Annotated in this window: 21 protein-coding genes; 17 read left to right on the plus strand and 4 right to left on the minus strand. The window is 68.0% G+C overall.

All coding sequences use genetic code 11. The annotated features are described in order from the left end of the window. Positions 1 to 16 precede the first annotated feature (16 nt). The 4 genes from E1261_RS45890 to E1261_RS09800 all read left to right on the plus strand — a co-directional run bounded on the left by E1261_RS45890 (position 17) and on the right by E1261_RS09800 (position 2,278). On the plus strand, positions 17 to 250 hold the full coding sequence (locus tag E1261_RS45890; RefSeq protein ID WP_202874540.1) for a helix-turn-helix domain-containing protein: 234 nt from the start codon (positions 17 to 19) through the stop codon (positions 248 to 250). Beyond that, entirely contained in the window at positions 247 to 861 is a 615-nt protein-coding gene (locus E1261_RS09790) for an MmyB family transcriptional regulator (protein ID WP_202874542.1), read from the plus strand. The genes E1261_RS45890 and E1261_RS09790 overlap by 4 nt, the downstream gene beginning before the upstream one ends. A gap of 99 nt (positions 862 to 960) precedes the next feature. Next, the gene (locus tag E1261_RS09795; RefSeq protein ID WP_132405010.1) at positions 961 to 1,554 is read left to right on the plus strand and encodes a hypothetical protein; all 594 of its coding nucleotides are present in this window, start codon (positions 961 to 963) and stop codon (positions 1,552 to 1,554) included. 112 nt (positions 1,555 to 1,666) lie between these two features. Continuing rightward, positions 1,667 to 2,278 carry a hypothetical protein gene (locus E1261_RS09800; RefSeq protein WP_132405012.1) on the plus strand — a complete coding sequence of 204 codons (612 nt, stop codon included), beginning with the start codon at positions 1,667 to 1,669 and terminating at the stop codon, positions 2,276 to 2,278. 206 nt (positions 2,279 to 2,484) lie between these two features. Here the strand turns inward: E1261_RS09800 and E1261_RS09805 are convergent, their stop codons facing one another. After that, the gene (locus E1261_RS09805; RefSeq protein ID WP_238176100.1) at positions 2,485 to 3,231 is read right to left on the minus strand and encodes a MerR family transcriptional regulator; all 747 of its coding nucleotides are present in this window, start codon (positions 3,229 to 3,231) and stop codon (positions 2,485 to 2,487) included. An 85-nt stretch (positions 3,232 to 3,316) separates the two neighbouring features. Between E1261_RS09805 and E1261_RS09810 the strand changes: the two genes are divergently transcribed. From E1261_RS09810 to E1261_RS09835, 6 genes are all read left to right on the plus strand, one after another. Beyond that, positions 3,317 to 5,134 (plus strand): hypothetical protein, encoded by a 1,818-nt coding sequence (locus E1261_RS09810; protein WP_132405016.1) that lies wholly within the window; start codon positions 3,317 to 3,319, stop codon positions 5,132 to 5,134. Then, entirely contained in the window at positions 5,131 to 6,234 is a 1,104-nt protein-coding gene (locus E1261_RS09815) for an alpha/beta fold hydrolase (RefSeq protein WP_238176101.1), read from the plus strand. Before E1261_RS09810 ends, E1261_RS09815 begins: the two co-directional genes overlap by 4 nt. A gap of 337 nt (positions 6,235 to 6,571) precedes the next feature. After that, complete coding sequence (locus E1261_RS09820) at positions 6,572 to 7,714, plus strand: CaiB/BaiF CoA transferase family protein (RefSeq protein WP_132405018.1); 1,143 nt, start codon at positions 6,572 to 6,574, stop codon at positions 7,712 to 7,714. A 248-nt stretch (positions 7,715 to 7,962) separates the two neighbouring features. Next, positions 7,963 to 9,510: a sugar ABC transporter ATP-binding protein gene (locus E1261_RS09825; RefSeq protein ID WP_132405020.1), complete on the plus strand. Its 1,548-nt coding sequence runs from the start codon at positions 7,963 to 7,965 to the stop codon at positions 9,508 to 9,510. Further along, positions 9,507 to 10,496: an ABC transporter permease gene (locus tag E1261_RS09830; RefSeq protein ID WP_132405022.1), complete on the plus strand. Its 990-nt coding sequence runs from the start codon at positions 9,507 to 9,509 to the stop codon at positions 10,494 to 10,496. Before E1261_RS09825 ends, E1261_RS09830 begins: the two co-directional genes overlap by 4 nt. A 13-nt stretch (positions 10,497 to 10,509) precedes the next feature. After that, complete coding sequence (locus E1261_RS09835) at positions 10,510 to 11,514, plus strand: substrate-binding domain-containing protein (protein ID WP_132405024.1); 1,005 nt, start codon at positions 10,510 to 10,512, stop codon at positions 11,512 to 11,514. A gap of 114 nt (positions 11,515 to 11,628) precedes the next feature. Here E1261_RS09835 and E1261_RS09840 read toward each other — a convergent pair whose 3' ends face one another. After that, on the minus strand, positions 11,629 to 12,621 hold the full coding sequence (locus tag E1261_RS09840) for a LacI family DNA-binding transcriptional regulator (RefSeq protein WP_132405026.1): 993 nt from the start codon (positions 12,619 to 12,621) through the stop codon (positions 11,629 to 11,631). Between the two features lie 103 nt (positions 12,622 to 12,724). Between E1261_RS09840 and E1261_RS09845 the strand changes: the two genes are divergently transcribed. Genes E1261_RS09845 through E1261_RS09855 form a run of 3 tightly spaced genes read left to right on the plus strand, consistent with a single transcriptional unit; the run spans position 12,725 to position 15,106 of the window. After that, the gene (locus tag E1261_RS09845; RefSeq protein ID WP_132405028.1) at positions 12,725 to 14,155 is read left to right on the plus strand and encodes an NAD-dependent malic enzyme; all 1,431 of its coding nucleotides are present in this window, start codon (positions 12,725 to 12,727) and stop codon (positions 14,153 to 14,155) included. Beyond that, on the plus strand, positions 14,152 to 14,541 hold the full coding sequence (locus E1261_RS09850; protein ID WP_238176102.1) for a VanZ family protein: 390 nt from the start codon (positions 14,152 to 14,154) through the stop codon (positions 14,539 to 14,541). The genes E1261_RS09845 and E1261_RS09850 overlap by 4 nt, the downstream gene beginning before the upstream one ends. 7 nt (positions 14,542 to 14,548) lie before the next feature. Further along, positions 14,549 to 15,106, plus strand: coding sequence for a YqgE/AlgH family protein (locus E1261_RS09855; protein WP_132405030.1), 558 nt, complete (start codon positions 14,549 to 14,551; stop codon positions 15,104 to 15,106). Positions 15,107 to 15,112: 6 nt separating this feature from the next. On the opposite strand, the gene E1261_RS09860 is transcribed toward E1261_RS09855, so the two are convergent. After that, complete coding sequence (locus E1261_RS09860) at positions 15,113 to 15,379, minus strand: DUF3039 domain-containing protein (RefSeq protein WP_132405032.1); 267 nt, start codon at positions 15,377 to 15,379, stop codon at positions 15,113 to 15,115. 118 nt (positions 15,380 to 15,497) lie between these two features. Here E1261_RS09860 and E1261_RS09865 point away from each other — a divergent pair, with 118 nt between their 5' ends. From E1261_RS09865 to E1261_RS09880, 4 genes are all read left to right on the plus strand, one after another. Further along, positions 15,498 to 16,073 (plus strand): Uma2 family endonuclease, encoded by a 576-nt coding sequence (locus E1261_RS09865; RefSeq protein ID WP_132405034.1) that lies wholly within the window; start codon positions 15,498 to 15,500, stop codon positions 16,071 to 16,073. A 62-nt stretch (positions 16,074 to 16,135) separates the two neighbouring features. Continuing rightward, a complete protein-coding gene (locus E1261_RS09870) occupies positions 16,136 to 17,923 on the plus strand; it encodes a DEAD/DEAH box helicase (protein WP_132405054.1) in 1,788 nt (595 codons plus the stop codon). A 181-nt stretch (positions 17,924 to 18,104) separates the two neighbouring features. Then, on the plus strand, positions 18,105 to 21,455 hold the full coding sequence (locus tag E1261_RS09875; protein WP_132405036.1) for a CARDB domain-containing protein: 3,351 nt from the start codon (positions 18,105 to 18,107) through the stop codon (positions 21,453 to 21,455). Between the two features lie 71 nt (positions 21,456 to 21,526). Beyond that, entirely contained in the window at positions 21,527 to 22,474 is a 948-nt protein-coding gene (locus tag E1261_RS09880; RefSeq protein ID WP_132405038.1) for an alpha/beta hydrolase, read from the plus strand. Between the two features lie 42 nt (positions 22,475 to 22,516). Here E1261_RS09880 and E1261_RS09885 read toward each other — a convergent pair. Beyond that, a partial coding sequence (locus tag E1261_RS09885) for an MmyB family transcriptional regulator (protein WP_132405040.1) occupies positions 22,517 to 23,073 on the minus strand: 557 nt, incomplete at its 5' end.

The raw sequence follows: 23,073 nt of genomic DNA on the forward strand, positions 1-23,073 counted from the left end.
TCGTATGGTTGACGGCATGACCGTCGACGTGGCTCAGGAACTGGCCGTCTTCCTCCGCGGCTGCCGCGAGCGGCTCGCGCCTGCCGAGGTCGGGCTGGTCAGAACGGGCCGCGCCCGCCGTACGCCGGGACTGCGGCGGGAGGAGGTCGCCGAGCTCGCCGGGGTCAGCGTGGACTACGTGATCCGGCTCGAGCAGGGCTGCGGCCGTCGGGCGAGGTCCTCGAGGCGCTGGCGCGGGCGTTACGGTTGACCGACGACGAGCACGCGTACGTCTTCGACCTCACCCGCCAATGGACCCCTGTACGGCGTCAGCCGCAGCCCGAGTCGAGTTCGCTGGCCGCGTTGGTGCAGGCGCTGTCGCCGCTACCGGCGATGCTGATCAACCACCGCTTCGACATCAGGGCGTGGAATCCAGAGCTCGAACTGCTGATGCTGAACTTCGCCGGTGTCTCGCCGGAGCGGCGCAACGCGATGGTGTTGTGCACCCTCGAGCCGGCCTTCTTCGATTACTACACGGACCGGGAACGGATCATCCGCGAGGGCATCGCGGACCTGCGCGCCGCCTGGGCGGCCCACGCCGACGACGAAGACCTGGCCGAGCTGGTCCGGACGTTGTGCGACGAGAGCAGCGAGTTCGCCGAACTGTGGGCGCGGCGCGACGTCAAGGTCAAGAGCACCGGCCGCAAGCGCCTCAATCACCCGGACGTCGGCCGGCTCACGGTCGAGTACGACGTACTGACGCCGCTCGGTGATACCGCCCAGCGGCTGATCGTCTACCGGGCCATCGACGCGGCCTCGCAACGGGCGTTGGACCGAATCGCCGCAATGGTTGCCCAAGGCGACCATGCGCTGGCCGGCTGATTGCCCGAAGGTGCCGACCCGCGCCGTACACCCCAACCGGTGAGGTGGTGCAGCCGTCTGTCTCCCCGACAGCATCAACACCCTTGGGGGAGTAGACCAATGCGAAAGATCATCAGCGGTGTCGCGGCAACGATCGTGGCCGGTGGACTGGCCCTCGGCGGCGCAGCCCTGCACAGCAACGCCGAAACCACGCAGCAGACCACCACTCAGCAAGTCGCGGCGGTGAAGTTCGTGAAGCGCGACTTCGACTGCTTCGCGCATGTGGGGTGCCTTGCCAGCTCGCAGTTGCCGAGCACCTGGAAGCAGATCAACCTCGCGAAGTACCGCACGCGCTTCGCCGACAAGGCGAACCAGACTGCCACCTTCACCACGAACCTCGGTGCGAAGGTGTCGACCGCGCAGGCGATGAAGAACAAGCAGAAGGCGCTGAAGGGCACCCGCGGTCTGCACATCGTCAGCACCGCGACCACCAAGATGAAGTCGACCTCGGGGCAAGGGCCGCTGACCGTCAGCACGATCGTGTACACGTACAAGAGCGGCAAGACGACTCGGTGGGTCGCGACCCGCTACATCGGCACCTGGGGGTACACCGATGCCGGGATCGAGTTGACGGTGGCCGGTGCGCCGAAGAACTCGAAGTTCCTCGGCACGGTCCTGCTCAAGGCGACCTCCGCGGTCGAGACCCGGGGCTGATGGTCACGGAGTCCTCGCTTCGGTAATCCGCGGCCAACCAATCCGGCGGTTGCTGCGTCTGTCTCCGCGCCGGGTCCACAACGGGCCCGGCGCGGAGCTGGAGGGAACCACCGTGCAGAAGAAGAGTCTCGCCGTACTGGCCGGGGCGGGGGCCGTCGTGGGGTCGGCCGGTCTGTTGCTCGCGACGATGCTGCCGAGCTCGGCCGACACCACCCGTCAGCAGACGACCACGAAGGTCGAGGCGACGAGCGCGGTCACCTACACCTTGCGAAACTTCGAGTGCGGGAAGCGGGTGTGCCACGCGTCCGCCGTACTGCCGACGACGTGGAAGCATGTCGTTCACGGCAATGGCAAGGACGCGTTCCAGGACCCGACCGCGAACCGGATGATCAGGTTCAACGTGTTGCTCAGCGGCACCCAGAGCACGGTGGTCGCCGGCCAGCAGAAGGTTGCGGCGCTCAAGGGCACGCCGGGGCTGAAGATCCAGAACGTCTACACGACGACGATGCAGTCGACCCGCAACCAGGGCAAGCTCACCCTCACCACCGTCGTCTACACCTACAAGAGCGGCACGACCACTCGCTGGGTCGGCACCCGCTACCTCGCCCAGCAGGGCGGCGCGCAGGCCGACTACGAGATCACCGTCGGCGGCGTACCGACCGACTACAAACTCCTGGGAACCGCCCTCCTCAAAGCCACCCAGTCCCTCGCCCTAGCCGGCTGACCACGTTGCTGTGTGGAATATGAGGGGATCTCCGTTCGATGTGCTGGTTCTCCCCCCAAAATCTGAGTAGAGAAGGGTCCACTTGAACGGATAGCCCCTCAAATGTGCCGTAGGGCCTGGCCGGATCTGAGTGCACCCGCCTCCCACAGACGTTGTGGCGGGAAGGGAAGACCGCACTGGCCAGGTTCAACTAGCCGGCCTTGGGGCTAGCCGGTGGAGGGGAGTTCCTTGGGGTCTACGCCTAGTTCTTCGTAGGCGACCAGTTCTATTTCGCGGCCCATGGCTTCGCGGAAGGCGGCGACGAGGGCTTGGCCGGCCAGCGGGATGATGCCTTCGAGGGTGCGCTGGATCTCGGGCCAGCCTTCGGGGGGTAGGCCGGCGTCGGCGAACTGGCGCCAGACGGTGCTGCGGAAGAGTTCGACGTACACCTTGGCGACGGCGTCGGCGTGCTGGAAGAGCTTGGGCAGCATCACGAAGATGGCGTCCAGCGGGACGCCGAGTTTGATCACCTCGAGGCCGGTGCGGAGCAGGTCCGGGTTCGGGATCCGGAGGCGGTCGCCCTCTTCGCGTTCGGCGATGCCGAGCTCGATCAGTTTGTCGATGGTGGCCGGGTTGTGCGGAATGCCGGCGCGGTCGGCGAGCTGCTGCTCGGTGATGACCTCGGGCTCGGTCGGGGTCCAGGGGTTGACCAGGGTCTCGAAGACGCCGAGCGCCATCGCGCCGTCGGGCAGGTCGCTGAGCATCCGCTCGACGGCGGCCAGGGTGTAACCCTTGTCGAGCAGTTCGCGGACCAGCGTGAGTCGCGCCACGTGGTCCTGGCCGTAGTAACCCGTGCGGCCGACCAGCCGGGGCGGCGGGATCAATCCCCGCCCGGCGTACGCCCGGACATTGCGCACCGTCATGCCCACCTTGGCGGCGAGCTGGTCGACCGTGAGCTCCTCGTCTGCTTCCACCCTTGACAGTCTTCCAGATCGCACGTTACATAGGATATGTAACATCTGCCATGGCGCATACTTAATGTCCCGAAGGAGCTCCAGGATGGCGATCCCCCTGGCCACCACCGGTACGGCGACGTTCGATCAGATCGCGATCGTGACCGGCGTGGTGGGACTGCTGTACGTCGCCATGGCGGTCTTCCTGTGGCGGGAGCGGACCGGTCGCGTCACGCTCGTCGGCAGGCTCGCGGACACCATCGGGAGGCTGGACGGAGTCCCCCGGTGGGCCGCGCTGTCGCCGTACCTGCATGTCGTGTCGCTGCTCGCCTGCGCCTTCGGCGTCTGGTGGGACATCGCCGTGCACATCGACAAGGGTCGCGACACCGGCCCGTTCGGTACGCCGGCGCACTATCCGATCTTCTTCGGCATCCTCGGCGTGATCGTGACCGGCGTACTGCCGATCGCGCTCGCCGGGAAGCCGCTGCCGGCCCGGACGATCAAGCTCACCAAGAGCTGGCGGATCCCGTGCAGTGCCGCGCTGATCCTGGTCTGCGGCACGTTCGCGCTGGTCGGCTTCCCGCTCGACGACACCTGGCACCGGCTGTTCGGTGAGGACGTCACGCTGTGGGGCCCGACGCACCTGCTGATGATCGGCGGCGTGGTCTTCTCGATCTTCGCCCGGCTGCTGGCGGTCGCCGAGGTCGAGCAGTTGATGGGGATGAACAAGCGCCGCCTCTTCCAAGAGGTCGCGTCCGTCGGTGCGCTGCTGATCGCGTGGGACCTGTTCAGCACCGAGTTCAACTACGGCGTGCCGCAGTTCCCGCTGATCCTGCACCCGCTGCTGATCGCCTTCGGCGCGGCGATGGCCTTCACCATCCTGCGCGCCCGCCGCGGTCCCGGCATCACCTTCGGTGCGCTCGCGATCTTCCTGATCGTCCGCGGCATCATCGCCTGGGCGGTCGATCAGCCGCTCGGCGAGATCCTCGGCCACTTCCCCCTGCTGATCGTCGAGGCGATCCTGGTCGAGGCCGTGGCCCTTGCCCTCGGCAACAAGAATCGCTTCCGCCTCGGCCTGGTCGCCGGTGCCCTGATCGGGACCGTCGGCGTGGTGGCCGAGTATGCGTGGAGCCAGGTCTGGATGCCGATCGCCTGGCCGTCGTCGCTCCTCCCGTCGGCCCTCGGGTACGGCGTGGTCGTCGGGGCCGGTGCTGGTCTGGTCGGCGCCTGGCTGGCCACCCGGTACGCCGAAGTTGCGGGCGCGGAGCGGACAACCAACACGCGGCCGGAGGCTGTTCGCCGTACCCATCAGCTCGGCGCGGTCGGGCTGGTGGCGGTCGTCGCAATCATCTTCTTCTGTGTACCGCGGTCGGCCGAGCCGGGCGTGACCGGGACGGTGTCGCTGGAGCGGGTCGCCACTGGGGCCGAGCCGACCGCGTACGTCACGGTCACGCTCGACCCGGCCACCGCGGCCGACGACGCGCGCTGGTTCGAGGCGCTCGCCTGGCAGGGCGGTGGGATGGTCCTGCATCCGATGAAGAAGGTTGCTGAGGGCACCTATCGCTCCGAGGACGCGCTGCCGATGTACGGCAAGTGGAAGACGATGATCCGGCTGCACACCGGTCAGCGGGAGATGACCGCGATGTGGGTCTACGCACCCGAGGACGCGGCGATCGAGAAGCCCGCGATCGAGGTTTCGAACGGGCAGACCGTTGCCTTCGTCAACGAGCAGGAGACGTTGCGTCGCGAAGAGCGCACCGACGTGCCACGATGGATGTGGAACGGCGGCTACGCCTTGCTGGGTGTGGTCGGTCTACTGGAGATCGCCGGTATCGCCTGGCTGGTCGGGCGCGGCGCCCGTGGCGGGCGGTTGCGCGCGGCACACCTGGCCGCCGCCGGCGAACGGGAACGGGAGACTGCGTGACCATTCAGGCTGAGCGCTCGGGGGTTACCACCACCGACGGCATTCATCTGAACGTCGAGAGCACCGGGCCGGCCGACGCGCCGGTCACGGTGCTGCTGGTGCACGGGTGGACGTGTTCGACCCGCGCCTGGCACCACCAGGTCGAGGGGCTGCCGCGCATTCTCGGGGCGAACGCCGTACGGGTGGTGACCTACGATCACCGCGGTCATGGGCAGTCGGATGCGGCACCGCCGGGGTCGTTGCGGATCGAGCAGTTGGCCGATGACTTGGTGACCGTGCTCGACGAGGTCGTCGGTGACGGGCCGGTCGTGTACGCCGGGCACTCGATGGGCGGGATGACGTTGATGGAGCTGGCCGACAAGCGGCCGGATCTGTTCGGCTCCCGGATCAAGGCTGCGGCGCTGGTCAGTACGTCGTCCGGTCAGGCGGCCCGGGGTGCTTTCGGCATCCCGGTGTGTTTCGAGCCGGCCGCCGTACGGATCGCGCCGAGAGTTGCGCAGGTGGTCGGGACGCGAGTGGACCGCCGTGCCGAGCGACTGTCGGCTGCGGCCGCTGCTGCTGCGGATAACGCCGTGGTCGCCGCTGAAGGGGTTGCCTCTGCCGTCGCTGACGCTGCTGGACGTGCGGCGACGACTGCTGCCGGCGCTGTCGAAGGTGTGGCGCTGAAGGCGGGTGGGGCTGCGGGACGAGTTGTCGGCGGGCGCGAGATGGCCCGTGCCGCCCGGGCCAACGTGGCCGCGCTGATGCAGCGGCCGGCGCTGCGGCAGGTCGTGTTCGGGAAGAAGGTCGACCCGGCCGAGATCGCGATCTTCCAGGAAGGACTCGCGCTGCTGCCGGGAGCGACGTACAGCGGATTCTTCGAGGCGATCCTGGAGCACGACCGCGTGCACGCGCTGAAGGTGCTGGACCAGATCCCGGTCGAGGTCATGCACGGTACGCGGGACCGCCTGCTGCCGCCGCGGCACGCGAACCGGATCGCCGCCGAGCTCCCAAGCGCCCGCGTCTGGATGTACCCCGGCGCCGGCCACATGCTCCCCCAAGAACGCCCCCGCGACGTAACCCACCGCCTCGCCTCCCTAGCCCGCAAAATCGCCAGCTGAATCGGGCTGCCGGCGGCCTACCACCTGCCCCGCACCGGTGGTGACCGATCTCCTCCCACCCCGTCTGCTCCGGCCCATCTCATGGGTTACCCCAGCAGCTTGTGGGTTCCCCACCCTCATGCGGGTACAACACCCACAACCTGATGGGGGAACCCACCAAATCCCGCGCGAGTCAGGCAGTCGGGGCCGGAGACCTGTGGTGCGAGGTCTCCGGCCACAACAACCTGTCTCCGGCCACAACTGATGGCCGGGGCGCGGTGATTGCGGACACGGGATGGGCTGAGGGGTCAGTCTCATTTCGGTCCGTGGTGAGGGTGTTGCGCCTAGGCTCGGCGGCATGCAGCTGCTCTCGGATGTTGTTGTGGTGGATCTGACTCGGGCGCTGGCCGGGCCGCATGCGGGGATGATGCTCGGGGATCTCGGGGCCCGGGTGATCAAGGTGGAGACGCCGGCCGGTGGGGACGACAGCCGGGGATGGGGGCCGCCGTTCGTCGAGGGGGAGTCGACGTACTTCCTGTCGGCGAACCGGAACAAGGAGTCGGTGACTGCGGACCTCAAGTCGGACGAGGGCAAGGAGTTTCTGACCAAGCTCGTGCAGAAGGCCGACATCCTGCTGGAGAACTTCCGGCCGGGGGTGCTGGACCGGCTCGGGTTCTCGGTCGAGCGGTTGCATGAGCTGAACCCGGGGCTGATCGTGGTGTCGATCACCGGGTTCGGTCATGACGGGCCGGAGGGCGGCCGGGCTGGGTACGACCAGATCGCGCAGGGCGAAGGCGGTCTGATGAGCGTCACCGGCGACGCCGAGCCGACGAAGGTCGGTGTGCCGATCGCCGATCTGCTGGCCGGCATGTACGGCGCTTATGGCGCGCTGGCCGCGTTGCACGAGCGCTCGGTGACCGGGAAGGGCCGGGTGGTTCGGACGAGCCTGCTGGCCGCGATGGTCGGGGTGCACGCGTTCCACGGGACGAAATGGACGGTCGCCGGGCAGGTGCCCGGGCGGGTCGGCAATCACCATGCGCAGATCGCGCCGTACGGGATGTTCCGTACGGCGGACGACAGCGTGCAGGTGGCGGTCGGGAGTGAAGGGCAGTGGCGGACGTTCGCGCCGATCGTCGGGCTGGATCCGGCCGACGCGCGGTTCGCGACGAATGCGGAGCGGGTCGGGAACCGGGATGAGCTGATCGCGGTGATCGAGGCGGCGTTCTCGGCGGCACCGGCCGACAAGTGGCTGGAAACGCTGGCTGAGCAGGGGATTCCGGCCGGCAAGGTGCGTGACATCCAGCAGGTCTACGAGTGGGACCAGACGCTGTCGCAGGGGCTGCTGATCGACGTCGACCACCCGACCCTCGGCAACATCCAGCTCCCTGGCCCGCCGCTGCGCTTCGACGACCAGCCGTACGCGGGCGCCCGCGAAACCAACCTCGCCCCGCCGCGTCTCGGCGAGCACGACGAGTCCGTGCGGAAGTGGTTGGCCGAGTAGGCCCGGACCTGCACGCCATCACAACTGGCACGCCGCGTTGCGCGTAGGCGGGACGGGCGCGGCCAGCGTCAATTGTGATGGCGTCTGTGTCCGCCCTATTCGAGCAGGATCGAAAAGCTCCCGCGCCACCGGTCCCTCCGGCGAAGCTGGGTCACGGTTCGGGCGTGCCGGTCGGTGAGGGGTTGACGGGCTGCGAGGCTGCGGCATAGCGTCCGGGAAATCGATTACTGACCGGGCGGAGGCCGCGTATGAGGCAGGACGCTGCCCTGGTCCGGATGGAACGGATCGGGAAGCGGTACGGCGGCGTGCAGGCGTGCCGGGCGGTGGATTTCACCCTCGGCGCGGGGGAGGTGCATGCGCTGCTCGGGGAGAACGGCGCGGGCAAGTCCACGCTGATGAAGATCCTGTCCGGTGATGTCACCGACTTCGACGGGCAGATCGAGATCGACGGGACGCCGGTGTCGTTCGGTGGGCCGACCGATGCGCAGGCGGCCGGGATCGCGATGATCCACCAGGAGCTCGACCTCGTCCCCGGGCTCTCGGTGGCCGACAACATCTTCCTCGGCCGCGAACTGCGTACCCCGCTGCGGACCGTCGACCGCCGCCGGATGGACCGCGAGGCGCGCGCTCTGCTCGAACGCAGCGGCGTCCGGATCGACCCGCGCCGCCCAGTCGGCGACCTGCGGGTCGGTGAGCAGCAGCTCGTCACCATCGCCAAGGCGATCTCGCTCGACGCCCGGGTGCTGATCATGGACGAGCCGACCTCGGCGCTGACCACCACCGAGGTCGAGCGCCTCTTCGAGGTGATCCGCGAACTCCGCCGGGCCGGCGTCGGCATCGTCTACATCTCGCACCGGATGGAGGAGATCGCCCAGGTCGCCGACCGCGCGACCGTCCTCCGCAACGGCGAGATCGTCACCAGCTTCGACCCGCGCAAACTCAGTACGGCGGAGGTCGTCGAGGCGATGGTCGGACGCCCGGTGCAAACCATGTTCACCACTCCCGACACAGACACCGGCGACGAACTGCTCCGCGTCGACGACCTCAAACTGACCGCCCGCCGCCCGCGACCGGGCCGTCGCGACCCGGACGGCATCTCGCTGACCGTCCGCGCCGGCGAGATCGTCGGCCTGGCCGGCCTGCTCGGTGCAGGGCGGACCGAACTGCTCGAAACCTTGTACGGCGTCGCCCCGACCGGCACGCGGTCCGGCCGAATTCTCCTGCAGGGCAAGGAGATTCGCCCCCGAAGCCCCCGGCAGGCGCTTGCCCAGGGCATCGGTCTCGTCCCCGAAGATCGGCGCGCGTCGGGACTCGTGCTGTTCCACTCGATCCTCGCGAACACCGTGCTGTCGAGCCTCCCGGCGTACGGGCGGCTCGGGGTGATCGCGCGCCGTCTCGAGCGCGGGGCCTCGGTGAAGATGGCGGATCGGTTGCGGCTCAAGTTCGGCCGGCTGCAGGACGAGGTCGGGACGTTGTCCGGTGGTAACCAGCAGAAGGTCGTCTTCGGCCGGATGCTGCTGACCGAACCAAAACTGCTCCTGCTCGACGAACCCACCCGCGGTGTCGACGTCGGCGCGAAGGCGGAGATCTACCGCCTGCTGGGCGAACTGGCGGGCCAGGGCCTCGGCGTACTGCTCGCCTCGTCCGAGCTCCCGGAGCTCATCGGCGTCTGCGACCGCGTCGTCGTACTGCGGGACGGGCGGGACGTGGCGTCGTTCAGTACGGCGGATTCGGGCGAAGGCGATCTGTTGGCAGCCGCGATGGGAGAAGCAGCAGTGATCGGAGATGTCCTGTGACTGAAAAGCCGTCGGTGGTTGCGACGCTGTTCCGGTTCCAGAGTGTGTTCGGGCTGCTGGCGGTGTTCGTCGCGGCGATCATCTTCTCGCCCCGCAAGAACGGCGCGATCCTGTTCGTCAGCGCGGACAACCTCGCGAACGTGGTCCGGGCGGTGTCCGAGATCGGGATCATCGCGGTCGGCATGACGTTCGTGATCCTGATCGGCGGGATCGACCTCTCGGTCGGCGCGGTGCTCGGCCTCGCGGCGGTCGGGTCCGCCGTACTGATGGTTGAGAACGACTGGGGTTTCCTGCCGTCCGTCCTGCTGGTGCTGGTGACCGGCACGATCTTCGGAGCGCTGCAGGGCGTCGCGACCGCGATGATCGGGATCCAGTCCTTCATCGTCACTCTCGCCGGTCTGCAGATAGCGCGCGGTCTGGCAAGGATCTGGTCCGGTGGTCAGGGCGTCGCGATCTCGTACGGCGACGGTCCGAAGGAAGCACCGACGTCGTTCGCACTGCTCGGTGAGCGGACGTTCGGCGGACTGGTTCCGATCCCGGTGCTGATCTTCGCGGTGGTCGCGATCGCGGCCGTCGTCTTCCTGCGGGTCAGCGCGTTCTCCCGGCACCTGTACGCCGTTGGTGGCAACGAGAAGGCCGCCCGGCTCTCCGGCGTACCCGTGGTCCGGGTCAAGATCGCGGTCTTCGCGATCTGCGGTCTGCTGGCATCGCTGGCCGGCATCGTGCACGCGGTCCAGCTCAACCAGGGCAGCCCGAACGACGGCATCGGGTACGAGCTGGACGCGATCGCCGCGGTGGTGATCGGCGGTACCAGTCTGGCCGGTGGCCGGGGCTCGGTCGCCGGGACCGTGGCCGGTGCGCTGCTGCTCGGCGTACTGAACAACATCCTTGCCCTGAACAACATCGACTCGAACATCCAGCTGTTGATCAAGGGCCTCGTGATCGTTGCCGCCGCAGCGCTGCAACGACTCCGGCCCGCCTCGTGAGGAAGGTTCCCCCATGCGTTCTGTGCAGATTCCCCTAGTTGCGGCCGCCGCCGCCCTGGTGCTGGTGGGCTGTGGCACCACGAGCGACCGGACCGGTGGCAGCCCGTCGGACGGTGCATCGAAGTCCTGTCAAGGGGCCGATGGCAAGTACACGATCGGGATGAGTCAGGCGAACGTCGCCGAGCCGTACCGGCAGCGGATGGACGACGACATCCGGGCGGCAGCCAAGGAGGTGCCGCAGTTCGACGTGAAGTTCGCCGACGCGGCCCAGGACAACGCCAAGCAGGTCGCGGACGTCGACAACTACATCACCCAGCAGATCGACCTGCTGATCATCAGCCCGAACGAGGCGAAGCCGCTGACCGCGGTGGTGCAGAAGGCGTTCGACAAGGGCATTCCGGTGATCGTGCTGGACCGCAAGGTCGAGGGTGATGCGTACACCGGCTTCATCGGTGGCGACAACGTGCAGATCGGGTCCGAGGCCGGTAAGTACGTTGCCGAGAAGCTTCTCCCGAACGGCGGCAGCATCGTGGAGCTGAAGGGACTCGCCGGCGCCACTCCGCAGGCCGAGCGGCACCAGGGCTTCATCGATGCGATCAAGGTGAACCCGAAGATCAAGATCATCGCGGATGCGAGCGGTGACTGGTTGCGGGAGAAGGGGCAGGCGCAGATGGACGCGCTGCTCAAGGCGAACCCGAAGATCGACGTGGTCTACGCGCACAACGACCCGATGGCCGAGGGTGCGTACCTGGCGGCGAAGGCGGTCGGCCGGGAGAAGGAGATGAAGTTCATCGGCATCGACGCGCTGCCGATCCCGTCCGGCGGGATCAAGGCCGTCGAGCAGGGCCGCCTCAGCGCAACCTTCACCTACCCGACCAACGGCAAGGAAGCGATCGCCGCCGCCAAGAAGCTCCTCGTCGACTGCGGCACGATCGACAAATCCCAGATCCTCCCCACCCGCCTGATCGACAAGGAGAACGCCGCCAAGATCTACGCCGAGGAAAACCCCACCGGCTGACCCATCCCTAACGTCCGAACGATCGGAGGGGCGCCCTCCGGTTCTTCGGACGTTACGAACGACGGCCGCGCAACGTCCGAACGATCGGAGGGGCGCCCTCCGGTTCTTCGGACGTTAGCGGTGGGAGCTGGCGCGGTCGATGAGGCGGGCGCCGAGGGTGGTGACGGTGGGCGGGCGGGTGTTGTCGGCGATTCGGGCCAGCAACAGCCGCGCCGCCTCGGTGCCGATCTCGTACGCCGGTTGCGCGACCACGGTCAACGGGGGATCCAGCAGCTCGGCCCAGGGGGCGTCATCGAAGGCGACCACGCCGACGTCGCGACCGGGTCGTCGTCCTAGCTCCTGGAGTGCTTGCAGAACGCCGACGGCCATCGCGTTGTTGGCGACGAGCAGGGCGTCCGGTGGCTCGGGCTGGGACAGCAGGTCGACCGCGGCGCGGTGTGCGCCAACCGCCTTGTACTCGGACCGCCGTACCAACCTAGTGCTGGTACGGCGTTTCGCCGTGCGCAGCGCATCGCGATAACCGGCCAGACGATCGTCGGCCGTGCGAACACCGGCCGGCCCGGTCACACACCCGATCCGCTCGTAGCCCTGGGCAATCAAATGCGCGGTCGCCTGAGCAGCGGCGAGACGGGTATCCACCAGTACGACGTCACTGTCGTGCTCCGGCAATGGACGGTCCACCGCGACATACGCCGTACCGCGGGCTGCGAGTTTCGCGACGCCGGCCGCCGGACCGCTGGGGGAGAGGATGACGCCGGCGACCCGCTCCTGAAGCGCGATGTCGATGTACCGGTTCTCCTTCTCGGCGCTCTCGTCGGAGTTGCAGAGCACGACCGAGTAGCCGACCTCGTGCGCGATGTCCTCGACCCCGCGGGCGATCGCGGTGAAGAACGGGTTCTCCACATCGGAGATGATCAGGGCGACCACGGCCGCCTCCTGACGGCGCAGGTTCCGGGCCGGGCCGTTGGGCTGGTAGCCGAGCTCGGTCGCGGCCTGGCGGACCCGCGCGGCCAGTTCCGGGTCGACGGTCGCCTTCCCGTTCAGCGCGCGCGACACGGTCGCCGTCGAAACCCCTGCCCGCGCCGCGACGTCGCTGATAGTCGGCATGGCGGCACCCTAGCCGCTCGGGTAATGGATTTCCCAGAGGTCTGCCATGCACTTTACTTACGGAACTCCAGCGCCTTACCAGTGACATGAGAGGATCACCCGCGTGACTGCCTTGCCGAGTGTTTCGTACTCCATCACCGTTCGCCTCGAGGTGCCTGCGGGCGGTTCGACGGTGAGCAAGCTGACGACCGCGGTCGAGCAGGCCGGCGGCCTGGTGACCGCGCTCGACGTGACCGCGTCCGGCCACGAGCGGCTCCGGATCGACGTGACGTGTGCCGCCGCCGACACCGAGCACGCGGGCCGGCTGGTCGAGGCCATGCGCGCCGTACCGGGTGTCGAGATCGGCCGCGTCTCGGACCGGACCTTCCTGATGCACCTCGGCGGGAAGATCTCGATGGAGGCCAAGCACCCGATCCGCAACCGTGACGACCTCTCGATGATCTACACGCCGGGTGTGGCGCGGGTCTGCCTGGCGATCGCCGCGAACCCCGACGACGCGCGCCGGCTGACCATCAAGCGGAACACGGTCGCGGTCGTCACCGACGGGTCGGCCGTCCTCGGGCTCGGCAACATCGGCCCGAAGGCCGCGCTGCCGGTGATGGAGGGCAAGGCCGCGCTGTTCAAGCGGTTCGCCGACATCGACGCCTGGCCGCTCTGCCTGGACACCCAGGACACCGACGAGATCATCGCGGTCGTCAAGGCGATCGCGCCGGGCTTCGCCGGGATCAACCTCGAGGACATCTCCGCGCCGCGCTGCTTCGAGATCGAGGCCCGGCTGCGCGAGGAGCTCGACATCCCGGTCTTCCACGACGACCAGCACGGTACGGCGGTCGTCGTCCTCGGCGCGCTCTACAACGCGCTGCGGGTGGTCGACAAGGACATCAGCGACGTGAAGATCGTGCTGTCCGGAGCCGGCGCGGCCGGTACGGCGATCCTGAAGCTGCTGATCGCGGCCGGGGTCAAGGACACCTGTGTCGCCGACATCGGCGGCGTCATCCACGCCGAGCGTGACGGCCTGTCGCCCGAGCTGCGCTGGATCGCGGAGAACACGAACGCGGCGCAGTACAGCGGTGACCTGAAGGGCGCGCTCGCCGGGGCGGACGTGTTCATCGGGGTCTCGGCACCGAACATCCTGACCGGCGCCGACATCGCCACGATGGCGGAGAAGTCGATCGTGTTCGCGCTGGCGAACCCGACCCCCGAGGTCGACCCGACCGAGGCCGGCGAGCACGCGGCCGTGGTCGCGACCGGCCGTAGCGACTACCCGAACCAGATCAACAACGTGCTGGTCTTCCCGGGCGTCTTCCGCGGTCTGCTCGACGCGCAGTCGTCGAAGGTGTCGATCGAGATGGAGCTGGCCGCCGCGAAGGCGCTGGCCGGGGTCGTCACCGACGACGAGCTGAACGCGACGTACATCGTGCCGAGCGTTTTCCACCCCGAGGTCCACAAGCGCGTAGCGCACGCCGTACGGGAGGCCGCCGGAGGCAAGGCGCCGGCCGCGGAGCACTTCCCGGACGACTCACCGGTTCTGTGACGTCAACGGTGGCCGGGGCGACGGGTACGTCGTTCTCGGTGTGGGCGTGGCGGGTCGCGTTCGTCGCGGCCTGCGCGCTGCAGCTGTACGGCGTCTATGCGCCGGGGGAGCCGGGTCCCGGGATCCCGATCCCGGGGATCGACAAGGTCGCCCATTTCGCATTGTTCGCGGCGGTCGGGTTCACCGGGCTGAAGGTCGGCGTACCGGCCCGCTGGCTGCTCGCCGTACTTGTGGTGAACGCGGTCGGGAGCGAGTTCATCCAGCACTACCTGCTGCCGCATCGCGACGGTGACCTGTACGACGCCCTCGCCGATCTGCTTGGTGTGGCGGCCGGCGCGTGGGGGGGTTTCCGGGCGGTCCGTACTGGTACGACCGGCCTGACATGATGGGGGCATGACGGCCACGACCCTCACCGGCTCACTGCTGGTGGCGACCCCGTTGCTCGACGAGCCGCCGTTTCGCCGATCGGTGATCCTGCTGCTCGATCACGACGACGACGGCGCGCTCGGGGTGGTCTTGAACCGATCCGCCGATCTCACCGTCGACCGGGTCCTCCCGGACTGGTCCGACACCGTGAACGAACCCGGTGTGCTCTTCATCGGCGGCCCGGTCGGCACCGACAGCGCGCTGGCCGTTGCCGAGGTCATCGAGTCCGCGGACCCGCCCGGCTGGCGTGAGTGCTTCGGGCGGATCGGGTTGGTCGATCTCGACGTACCGCCGGAGCTACTGGCCGGGGCGATCCAGCGGATGCGAATCTTCGCTGGGTACGCCGGCTGGGCGTCAGGACAGCTCGAAGGCGAGATCACCGAAGGCGCCTGGTACGTCGTCGCGTCGGAACCCGACGACGTCTTCAGCCTCGACCCGGACACCCTCTGGCGCCGCGTCCTGCGCCGCCAGACCGACCAGCTGGCCTACGTGGCCACCTACCCGGACGACCCCACCCACAACTGACCGCGGCTACTCGTCGCCCTTGCCGTCGCCGTCACCGGGGTTCAGCGACTCCCAGATCTCCTTGCACTCCGGGCAGACCGGAAACTTCTGCGGGTCGCGGCTGGGCACCCACACCTTGCCGCACAAGGCGACCACCGGCGTGCCCATCACCATCGCCTCGGTCAGCTTGTCCTTCGGCACATAGTGCGAGAACCGCTCGTGGTCCCCACCCTCCAGAGGCTGGGTCCGCTCATCGACAACGGTGTCCGCACCCGGACTCAACTGCGTGCTCATCCCCCGAGTGTAATCCGCCCCACCAGCGAACGGCACTTATCCACAGGCAGGGAACTCGTCGGCGCATCCCGGGGCAGATCACTGCATGTTCTTGGTGTGACCAACCCAAGGAGGCACTATGAGTCTCATGACCACCATGCCCAGCCCGTTCCCGGCGGCCGGCCATCCGGCAACACCGCTGACCAGGGCCGATCTCGACCTGATGCCCGATGACGGCCGCCGGTACGAGCTCATCGACGGGAACCTCCTTGTGAGCCCCGCGCCGGTGCCGCAGCATCAGCGGGCGGTTGGGGCGATCTATCGGCTGCTGTATGCGGCCTGCCCGGAGGATCTGGAGGCGTTCTTCGCTCCGGTGGATGTTGCCCTCGGGCCGGACACTGTCCTGCAACCGGATCTGCTGGTCGCCCGGCGAGACGACTTCAGCGAGCGGGATCTGCCGGTCGCGCCGTTGCTGGCGGTCGAGGTGCTGTCGCCGAGCACTCGGCGGTTCGACCTGATGGTGAAGTGGTCGACGTACCAGGATGCGGGCTGTGCGGCGTACTGGGTGGTGGATCCCGACACGCCGAGTCTCATTGCCTGGGAACTGCGGGACGGGGCATATGTGCAGGTCGCGAAGGTCACCGGCGACGAATCGGCGACGCTGACGAGCCCGTTCGAGGTGACTGTCGTCCCGGCGAATCTGTTCTGTCGGTGATCTCGGGTAACGTTCCTGTACGGCGTACTTGTCGTCGATTCGGGGGAGTTCCGCCTGTGGAAATGCACGTGCCTGGTGGATCGGGCGTGCTTCCTCCGGCCTATCCGGACCGTGCTGCTTGGGGTACCGCGAGCAAGCTGCGGGCCTGGCAGGCGGAGGCGCTCACGCAATATCTGGAATCCAATCCGAGGGACTTCCTGGCGGTCGCGACGCCGGGAGCCGGTAAGACGACGTTCGCGCTGACTGTCGCGGCCGAGCTTCTGCATCGGCGGGTGATCGACCGGATCACGGTGGTGACGCCGACCGAGCACCTGAAGGTGCAGTGGGCCGATGCGGCGGACAAGGCCGGGATCGCGATCGATCCTGCCTTCGCCGGGCGGCGCGGGAAGACGAACCAGGATTTCACCGGAGTCGCGGTGACGTATGCCGGGGTCGCGGTGAATCCGCTGGCGTTCCGGGTCCGGACCGAGCGGTTCAAGACGCTGGTGATCCTGGACGAGGTGCACCACGGTGGCGACGCGCTCAGCTGGGGTGAGGGAGTGCGGGAGGCGTTCGAGCCGGCCACCCGCCGGTTGTGCCTGACCGGTACACCGTTCCGTTCCGACGACAACCCGATCCCGTTCGTCACGTACGAGCACGGGGCCGACGGGCACGCGCGGAGCAAGGCCGACTACACGTACGGCTACGGTCACGCGCTGCGCGACCACGTCGTACGGCCGGTGATCTTCATGTCGTACTCGGGTGAGATGCGGTGGCGGACGAAGGCCGGTGACGAGGTCGCGGCGCGGTTGGGTGAGCCGCTGACCAAGGATCTGACCGCGCAGGCGCTGCGGACCGCGCTCGACCCCACCGGCGAGTGGATGGGCGCCGTACTGGCAGCTGCGGACAAGCGGCTGACCGAGGTACGGCGGCATATGCCGGATGCCGGTGGTCTGGTCATCTCCGGCGATCAGAACTCGGCCCGTGCCTACGCCAAGACGCTGCGCGAGATCACCGGGCAAGCGCCGACCGTCGTACTGTCCGACGAGAAGGCCGCGAGCAAGAAGATCTCGAAGTTCTCCGAGGACGAGTCGCGGTGGATGGTCGCGGTCCGAATGGTGTCCGAAGGCGTCGACGTACCGCGGCTGGCGGTCGGGGTCTATGCGACGCCGACCTCGACGCCGCTGTTCTTCGCGCAGGCGGTCGGGCGGTTCGTGCGAGCGCGCAAGCGGGGTGAGACGGCGTCGGTGTTCGTGCCGTCGGTGACCCGGCTGCTCAGCTTCGCGGCCGAGATGGAGGTCGAGCGCGACCACGTCCTCGGGCGCAAGAACAACAACGAGGACGGCGACATCTTCGCCCTCGAGGACGACCTGCTGAAGAAGGCGAACGAGGCCGAGGGTGCCAGCGACGAGCTGGACGCGAAATTCGAGGCGCTCGGGTCGGATGCGAGCTTCGACCGGGTCGTCTTCGACGGTGGTGACTACGGGACGGGTGGGGATCAGGCCTCCGACGAGGAGCTGGACTTCCTCGGGCTGCCGGGTCTGCTCGAGCCCGACCAGGTGCGCGACCTGCTGCGCAAGCGGCAGGCGAAGTCGATCGCCGCGCAGAAGCGGTCGCAGCGCGGTTCCGGCGACGAGCGCGAGGATCCGACGCCGACCGAGCTCGCCACCCACGAGCAGATCTCTCTGCTGCGCCGCGAGCTCAACGGCCTGGTCGCCGCCTGGCACCACCGCACCGGCCAGCCGCACGGCGTCATCCACAACGATCTGCGCCGCAAACTGGGCGGTCCGGCTGCCGCCCAGGCCTCCTCCACGCAGCTGAAGGAGCGCATCGAACTCATCCGCGACTGGGCCACCCAGCGCCGAGCCTGACCCACCAGGACGCCCCCACCCGAGTCATCGGGTGGGGGCGTTTCTGCGTGCGCGAGCTGTTGACCTTCCGCACGACGTGCTGCAACATGCGACTACCGTCGTGCAAGAAATTGGCAAGGCATTGAAAATTTCCGATCACACGGTGCTGTCCGTCTATCCGCCCTCTGACGGAGGAGCCCTTATGCAAGGGAAGAGAAGTCCTGTCCGCCGGATCCTGACCGGGGTCCTGGTGGCGGTGGTGGTCGCAGTGGGTCTGGTGCCCGCTGCGACCGCGGCCGTGACCGCGAACCTCGCCAAGACCTTGTCATCCAGCAGTTCGGTCGGGGGATACCCCAGCACCAACGCCGCTGACGGCAACCAGAACACGTACTGGGAGAGCGCCAACAACGCGTTCCCGCAGTGGATCCAGGCCGACCTGGGTGCCACCACGGACGTCAACCAGATCACCCTGAAACTCCCCGGCGGCTGGGGTGCCCGCACCCAGACCCTGTCGATCCAGGGCAGCACGAACGGAACGACGTACGGCACGATCGTCACCGGTACGGCGTACAACTTCACCGGCGCCAACGTGGTCACCATCGACTTCGCTACCACCGCGGCGCGCTACGTCCGGCTGAACTTCACCGCGAACACGGGCTGGCCGGCCGCCCAACTGTCGGAGTTCGACCTGGCCGGACCTGGTGGCGGGCCCGTCGATCCCCCGACCGGTACGGATCTCGCGGCGAACAAGCCGATCGAGGCGTCCAGCGCAGTCTTCAACTTCGTCGCCACGAACGCGAACGACGGCAACATCGGCACCTACTGGGAGTCGAACGGCTTCCCGTCGACCCTGACCGCCAAGCTCGGCGCCAACGCCGACCTCAGCTCCGTGGTCGTCAAGCTCAACCCGGACTCGGCCTGGGGCCCGCGCACGCAGAGCATCGAGGTCCTCGGCCGCGAGCAGTCGGCGACCGCGTTCGCCTCGATCAAGGCGCGCGCCGACTACCAGTTCAGTCCGAGCAGCGGTGCCAACACGATCACGATCCCGGTCACCGGCCGGTATGCCGACGTACGGCTGCAGGTTTTCTCCAACACCGGCGCCCCCGGCGGTCAGGTCGCGGAACTCCAGGTCTTCGGCGCTGCCGCCCCGAACCCGGACCTGACCGTCACCGCGGTCGACTGGTCCCCGGCCAGCCCGTCCGAGACCACGCCGATCACGCTCTCGGCCACGGTCAAGAACTCCGGTACGGCGGCCGCCCCCGCCAGCAGCCTGAACTTCCTGATCGGCGGCTCAGTCGCCGGTACCGCGTCCGTCGGCGCACTCGCCGCCGGAGCCTCGGCCACGGTCACGGCCAACGTCGGAACCAAGCCACAAGGCAGCTACACCGTCGCGGCGGTCGCCGATGCCGGTAACGCGGTCACCGAGCAGAGCGAAACCAACAACACGCTCCAGGCCACCAGCCAGCTCCAGGTCGCCCAGGCCCCCGGCCCGGACCTCCTGATCACCGGCATCACCTCAACCCCGTCGAACCCGGCACCGGGCACGGCGGTCTCCTTCACGGTTGCCGTGAACAACCGCGGTACGACGGCCGCCGGGGCCAGCACGACCCGCGTGGTCGTCGGCTCGACCACCCTCACCGGCGCAACCGGCACGATCGCCGCCGGAGCGACCGCGAACGTCGCGATCTCGGGCACCTGGACCGCGGTGAACGGCGGCGCCAACCTGGTCGCCACGGCCGACTCTGGGAGCACGGTCGCTGAGACCAACGAGAACAACAACACGTTCACCAAGGCGATCGTGGTCGGCCGCGGCGCCGCCGTACCGTTCACGTCGTACGAGGCGGAGGCAGCGGCGTACACGGGTGCCCTCCTGACCACGGACCCGCTACGCACCTTCGGTCACACCAACTTCGCCACCGAGTCGTCCGGCCGCTCGTCGGTCCGGCTCAACTCGACCGGTCAGTATGTCGAGTTCACGTCGACCGTGCAGACCAACTCGATCGTGGTCCGCAACTCGATCCCGGACTCGGCCAACGGGCAGGGCATCGACGCCACGATCAGCCTGTACGTGAACGGCACGTTCAAGCAGAAGCTGAACCTGTCCTCGCACTTCAGCTGGCTCTACGGCAACAGTGACGGCCCCGAGGCGCTGACCAACACCCCGGGCGGCGACGCACGCCGGCTCTTCGACGAATCACATGCCCTGCTCGGTACGTCGTACCCGGCCGGAACGAAGTTCAAGCTGCAGCGCGACTCCGGCGACACGGCGTCGTACTACATCGTCGACTCGATCGACCTCGAGCAGGTCGCGCCGGCTCTGGGTCAGCCCGCCGGTTGCACGTCGATCACCCAGTACGGCGCGGTCCCCGGCGACGGGATCGATGACGCGGACGCGATCCAGCGTGCGGTCACCGACGACCAGAACGGTGTCATCAGCTGCGTCTGGATCCCGGAAGGGCAGTGGCGGCAGGAGAAGAAGATCCTCACCGACGACCCGCTGAACCGGGGTCAGTTCAACCAGGTCGGGATCAGCAACACCACCATCCGCGGTGCGGGCATGTGGTACTCGCAGCTCTACTCGACCATCGAGCCGCAGAACGCGGGCGGCATCAACCACCCGCACGAAGGCAACTTCGGCTTCGACATCGACAAGAACGTGCAACTGTCGGACATCGCGATCTTCGGCTCCGGCCGGATCCGCGGCGGCGACGGCAACGCCGAAGGCGGCGTCGCGCTGAACGGCCGGTTCGGGACCGGCACGAAGATCACCAACGTCTGGATCGAGCACGCGAACGTCGGCGCCTGGGTCGGCCGCGACTTCGACAACATCCCCGAGCTGTGGGGGCCGGGTGACGGGCTCGAGTTCTCCGGGATGCGGATCCGCAACACCTACGCCGACGGCATCAACTTCGCCAACGGCACCCGCAACTCCAAGGTGTTCAACTCGTCGTTCCGGACCACCGGTGACGATGCGCTGGCGGTGTGGGCGAGCAAGTACGTCAAGGATCAGTCGATCGACATCGGGCACGACAACTCGTTCACCAACAACACCGTCGCGCTGCCGTGGCGCGCCAATGGCATCGCGATCTACGGCGGGTACGGCAACAAGATCGAGAACAACCTGATCTACGACACGATGAACTACCCCGGCATCATGCTCGCCACCGATCACGACCCGCTGCCGTTCTCGGGGACCACGCTGATCGCCAACAACGCGCTCTACCGCTGCGGCGGTGCCTTCTGGAACGAGGACCAGGAGTTCGGCGCGATCACGCTGTTCCCGTCGAATCTGCCGATCCCGGGTGTCACGATCCGCGACACCGAGATCCACGATTCGACGTACGACGGGATCCAGTTCAAGACCGGCGGCGGTGAGATGCCGAACGTGCAGCTCACCAACCTCCGGATCGACAAGTCGAACAACGGTTCCGGCATCCTCGCGATGGGCGGTGCCCGCGGCAGCGCCACCCTGACCAACGTCGTCGTCACGAACTCCCGTGACGGTGACATCTTCAAGGAGCCCGGTTCCACCTTCACCTTCACCGGGCAGTAGTTCGGCCTGGGCCTCGCACTCCGCTGCCCCGGAGTGCGAGGCCTTTGGGGTCGTCCGACAAACTTGAGCCCGTGAAGCGGCTCGTGCGAGTACTGCGGCGAATCTTCGTCGTAATGGTGGTCATCTGGCTCGTGATCACCGGAGCGTCCCTGACCTACAACTTCGCCACCCGGGAACGCGCCGAACCACCACCCGGTCTGAAGTTCGTCCAGACCGCGGACCTACAGACCCGGTACGACTCCTGGGGTACGACGGGGACTCCGATCGTGCTCGTCCACGGGGCGGCCGAGTCGGTGGAATCGTGGTCCGAGCTGGTGCCCGTGCTGGCGCGCACCCATCGCGTGTACGCGTACGACATCACCGGCTACGGCTACAGCGAACGCAAAGCGCCGTACACGATCGAGCACCTCGCCGCCCAACTGCTCGGCTTCATCGACGCGATGAAACTCACCAAGCCGGTCCTGGTCGGACACTCCCTGGGCGCCGGCGTCGTGGCCGAGGCAGCCCTCGAACAGCCCGCCAAAGTCGGCGGCATCATGTTCCTCGACGGCGACGGCCTCCCCATCCCCGGCGGCGGCCCACCGCAAGCAGTCGTCAACACCCTCATCGTCGACCCCTACCGAACCAGCGCCCTCCGCCTGGTCCTGGGCTCCGACAGTCTCATCCGCAACATCTACAACGACGCCTGCGCTGCACAGTGCGCCCCGCTCACCCACGACGAGATCCAGGTCTGGACCCGCCCCTTCCGCCAAGCCGGCGCCGAAAAAGCCCTGTGGCAAATGGTCGGCCGCGACTTCCCCTCAGTCCAGCCCGACCGCCTGGCCCTCCTGAAGCACTCCCCAGTAGCCAAAGCAGTCCTCTTCGGTGCCCTCGACAACCAAGGCGGCTCCGCGGAACAAACAGCCACCCGAGTAGGCGCACCCCCACCCACAATCCTCCCCAACCAAGGCCACCTAACCCTCATCTCAGCCCCGGTCGAAGTAGCCGCCGCCATCAACGAACTAGCAACCCGCAGCTAACCCCCGCAGGTAGTCGAGCCCTTGCGACGATCGCTGCAGCGTTCAGGTGAGGGACTGGGTGCCTATGACGTCGAGGAGGCGGAGGGCCTGGTCTGAGGGGGAGCCGGGGTCGGCGGTGTAGAGGACTACTCGTTGGTCTCGGTCGGGGACTACGAGGACTTCGCAGATGACGTCGATGCGGCCGACCTCGGGGTGCAGGATGGTTTGGCAGAGGGTTTGCTGGCGGGCTACCTCGTGCTGGGACCAGAGGGCAGCGAACTCGGGGCTGCCGGCAAGGAGGTCGGCGACCAGACCTCCCAGGGCGGGGTCGTCAGGGTAGGTGGCGGAGGCGGCGCGCAGGTCGGAGGCGGCTTCGCGGGCGAACTCGCGGGTGGCTTCGGGGCTGAAGCGCGACTGGTCGCCGTACAGGAAGCGTTGACGCAGGAGGTTGCGTTCTCGCGGCGGGAGGGCGGAGAAGTCGGTGAGGAGCGCGGCGGCTTGGCGGTTCCAGGCCAGTACGTCGTACTTCGCGTCGAGGACGATCGCGGGAATGTCCAGGCGGGCGACCATGCGGAGGATGCCGTCGCGGACGTCGGAGGGTGGGCCCGGGGGTGGGCCGG

The sequence above is a fragment of the Kribbella albertanoniae genome, assembly GCF_004348455.1.
Classification (GTDB): Bacteria; Actinomycetota; Actinomycetes; order Propionibacteriales; family Kribbellaceae; genus Kribbella; species Kribbella albertanoniae.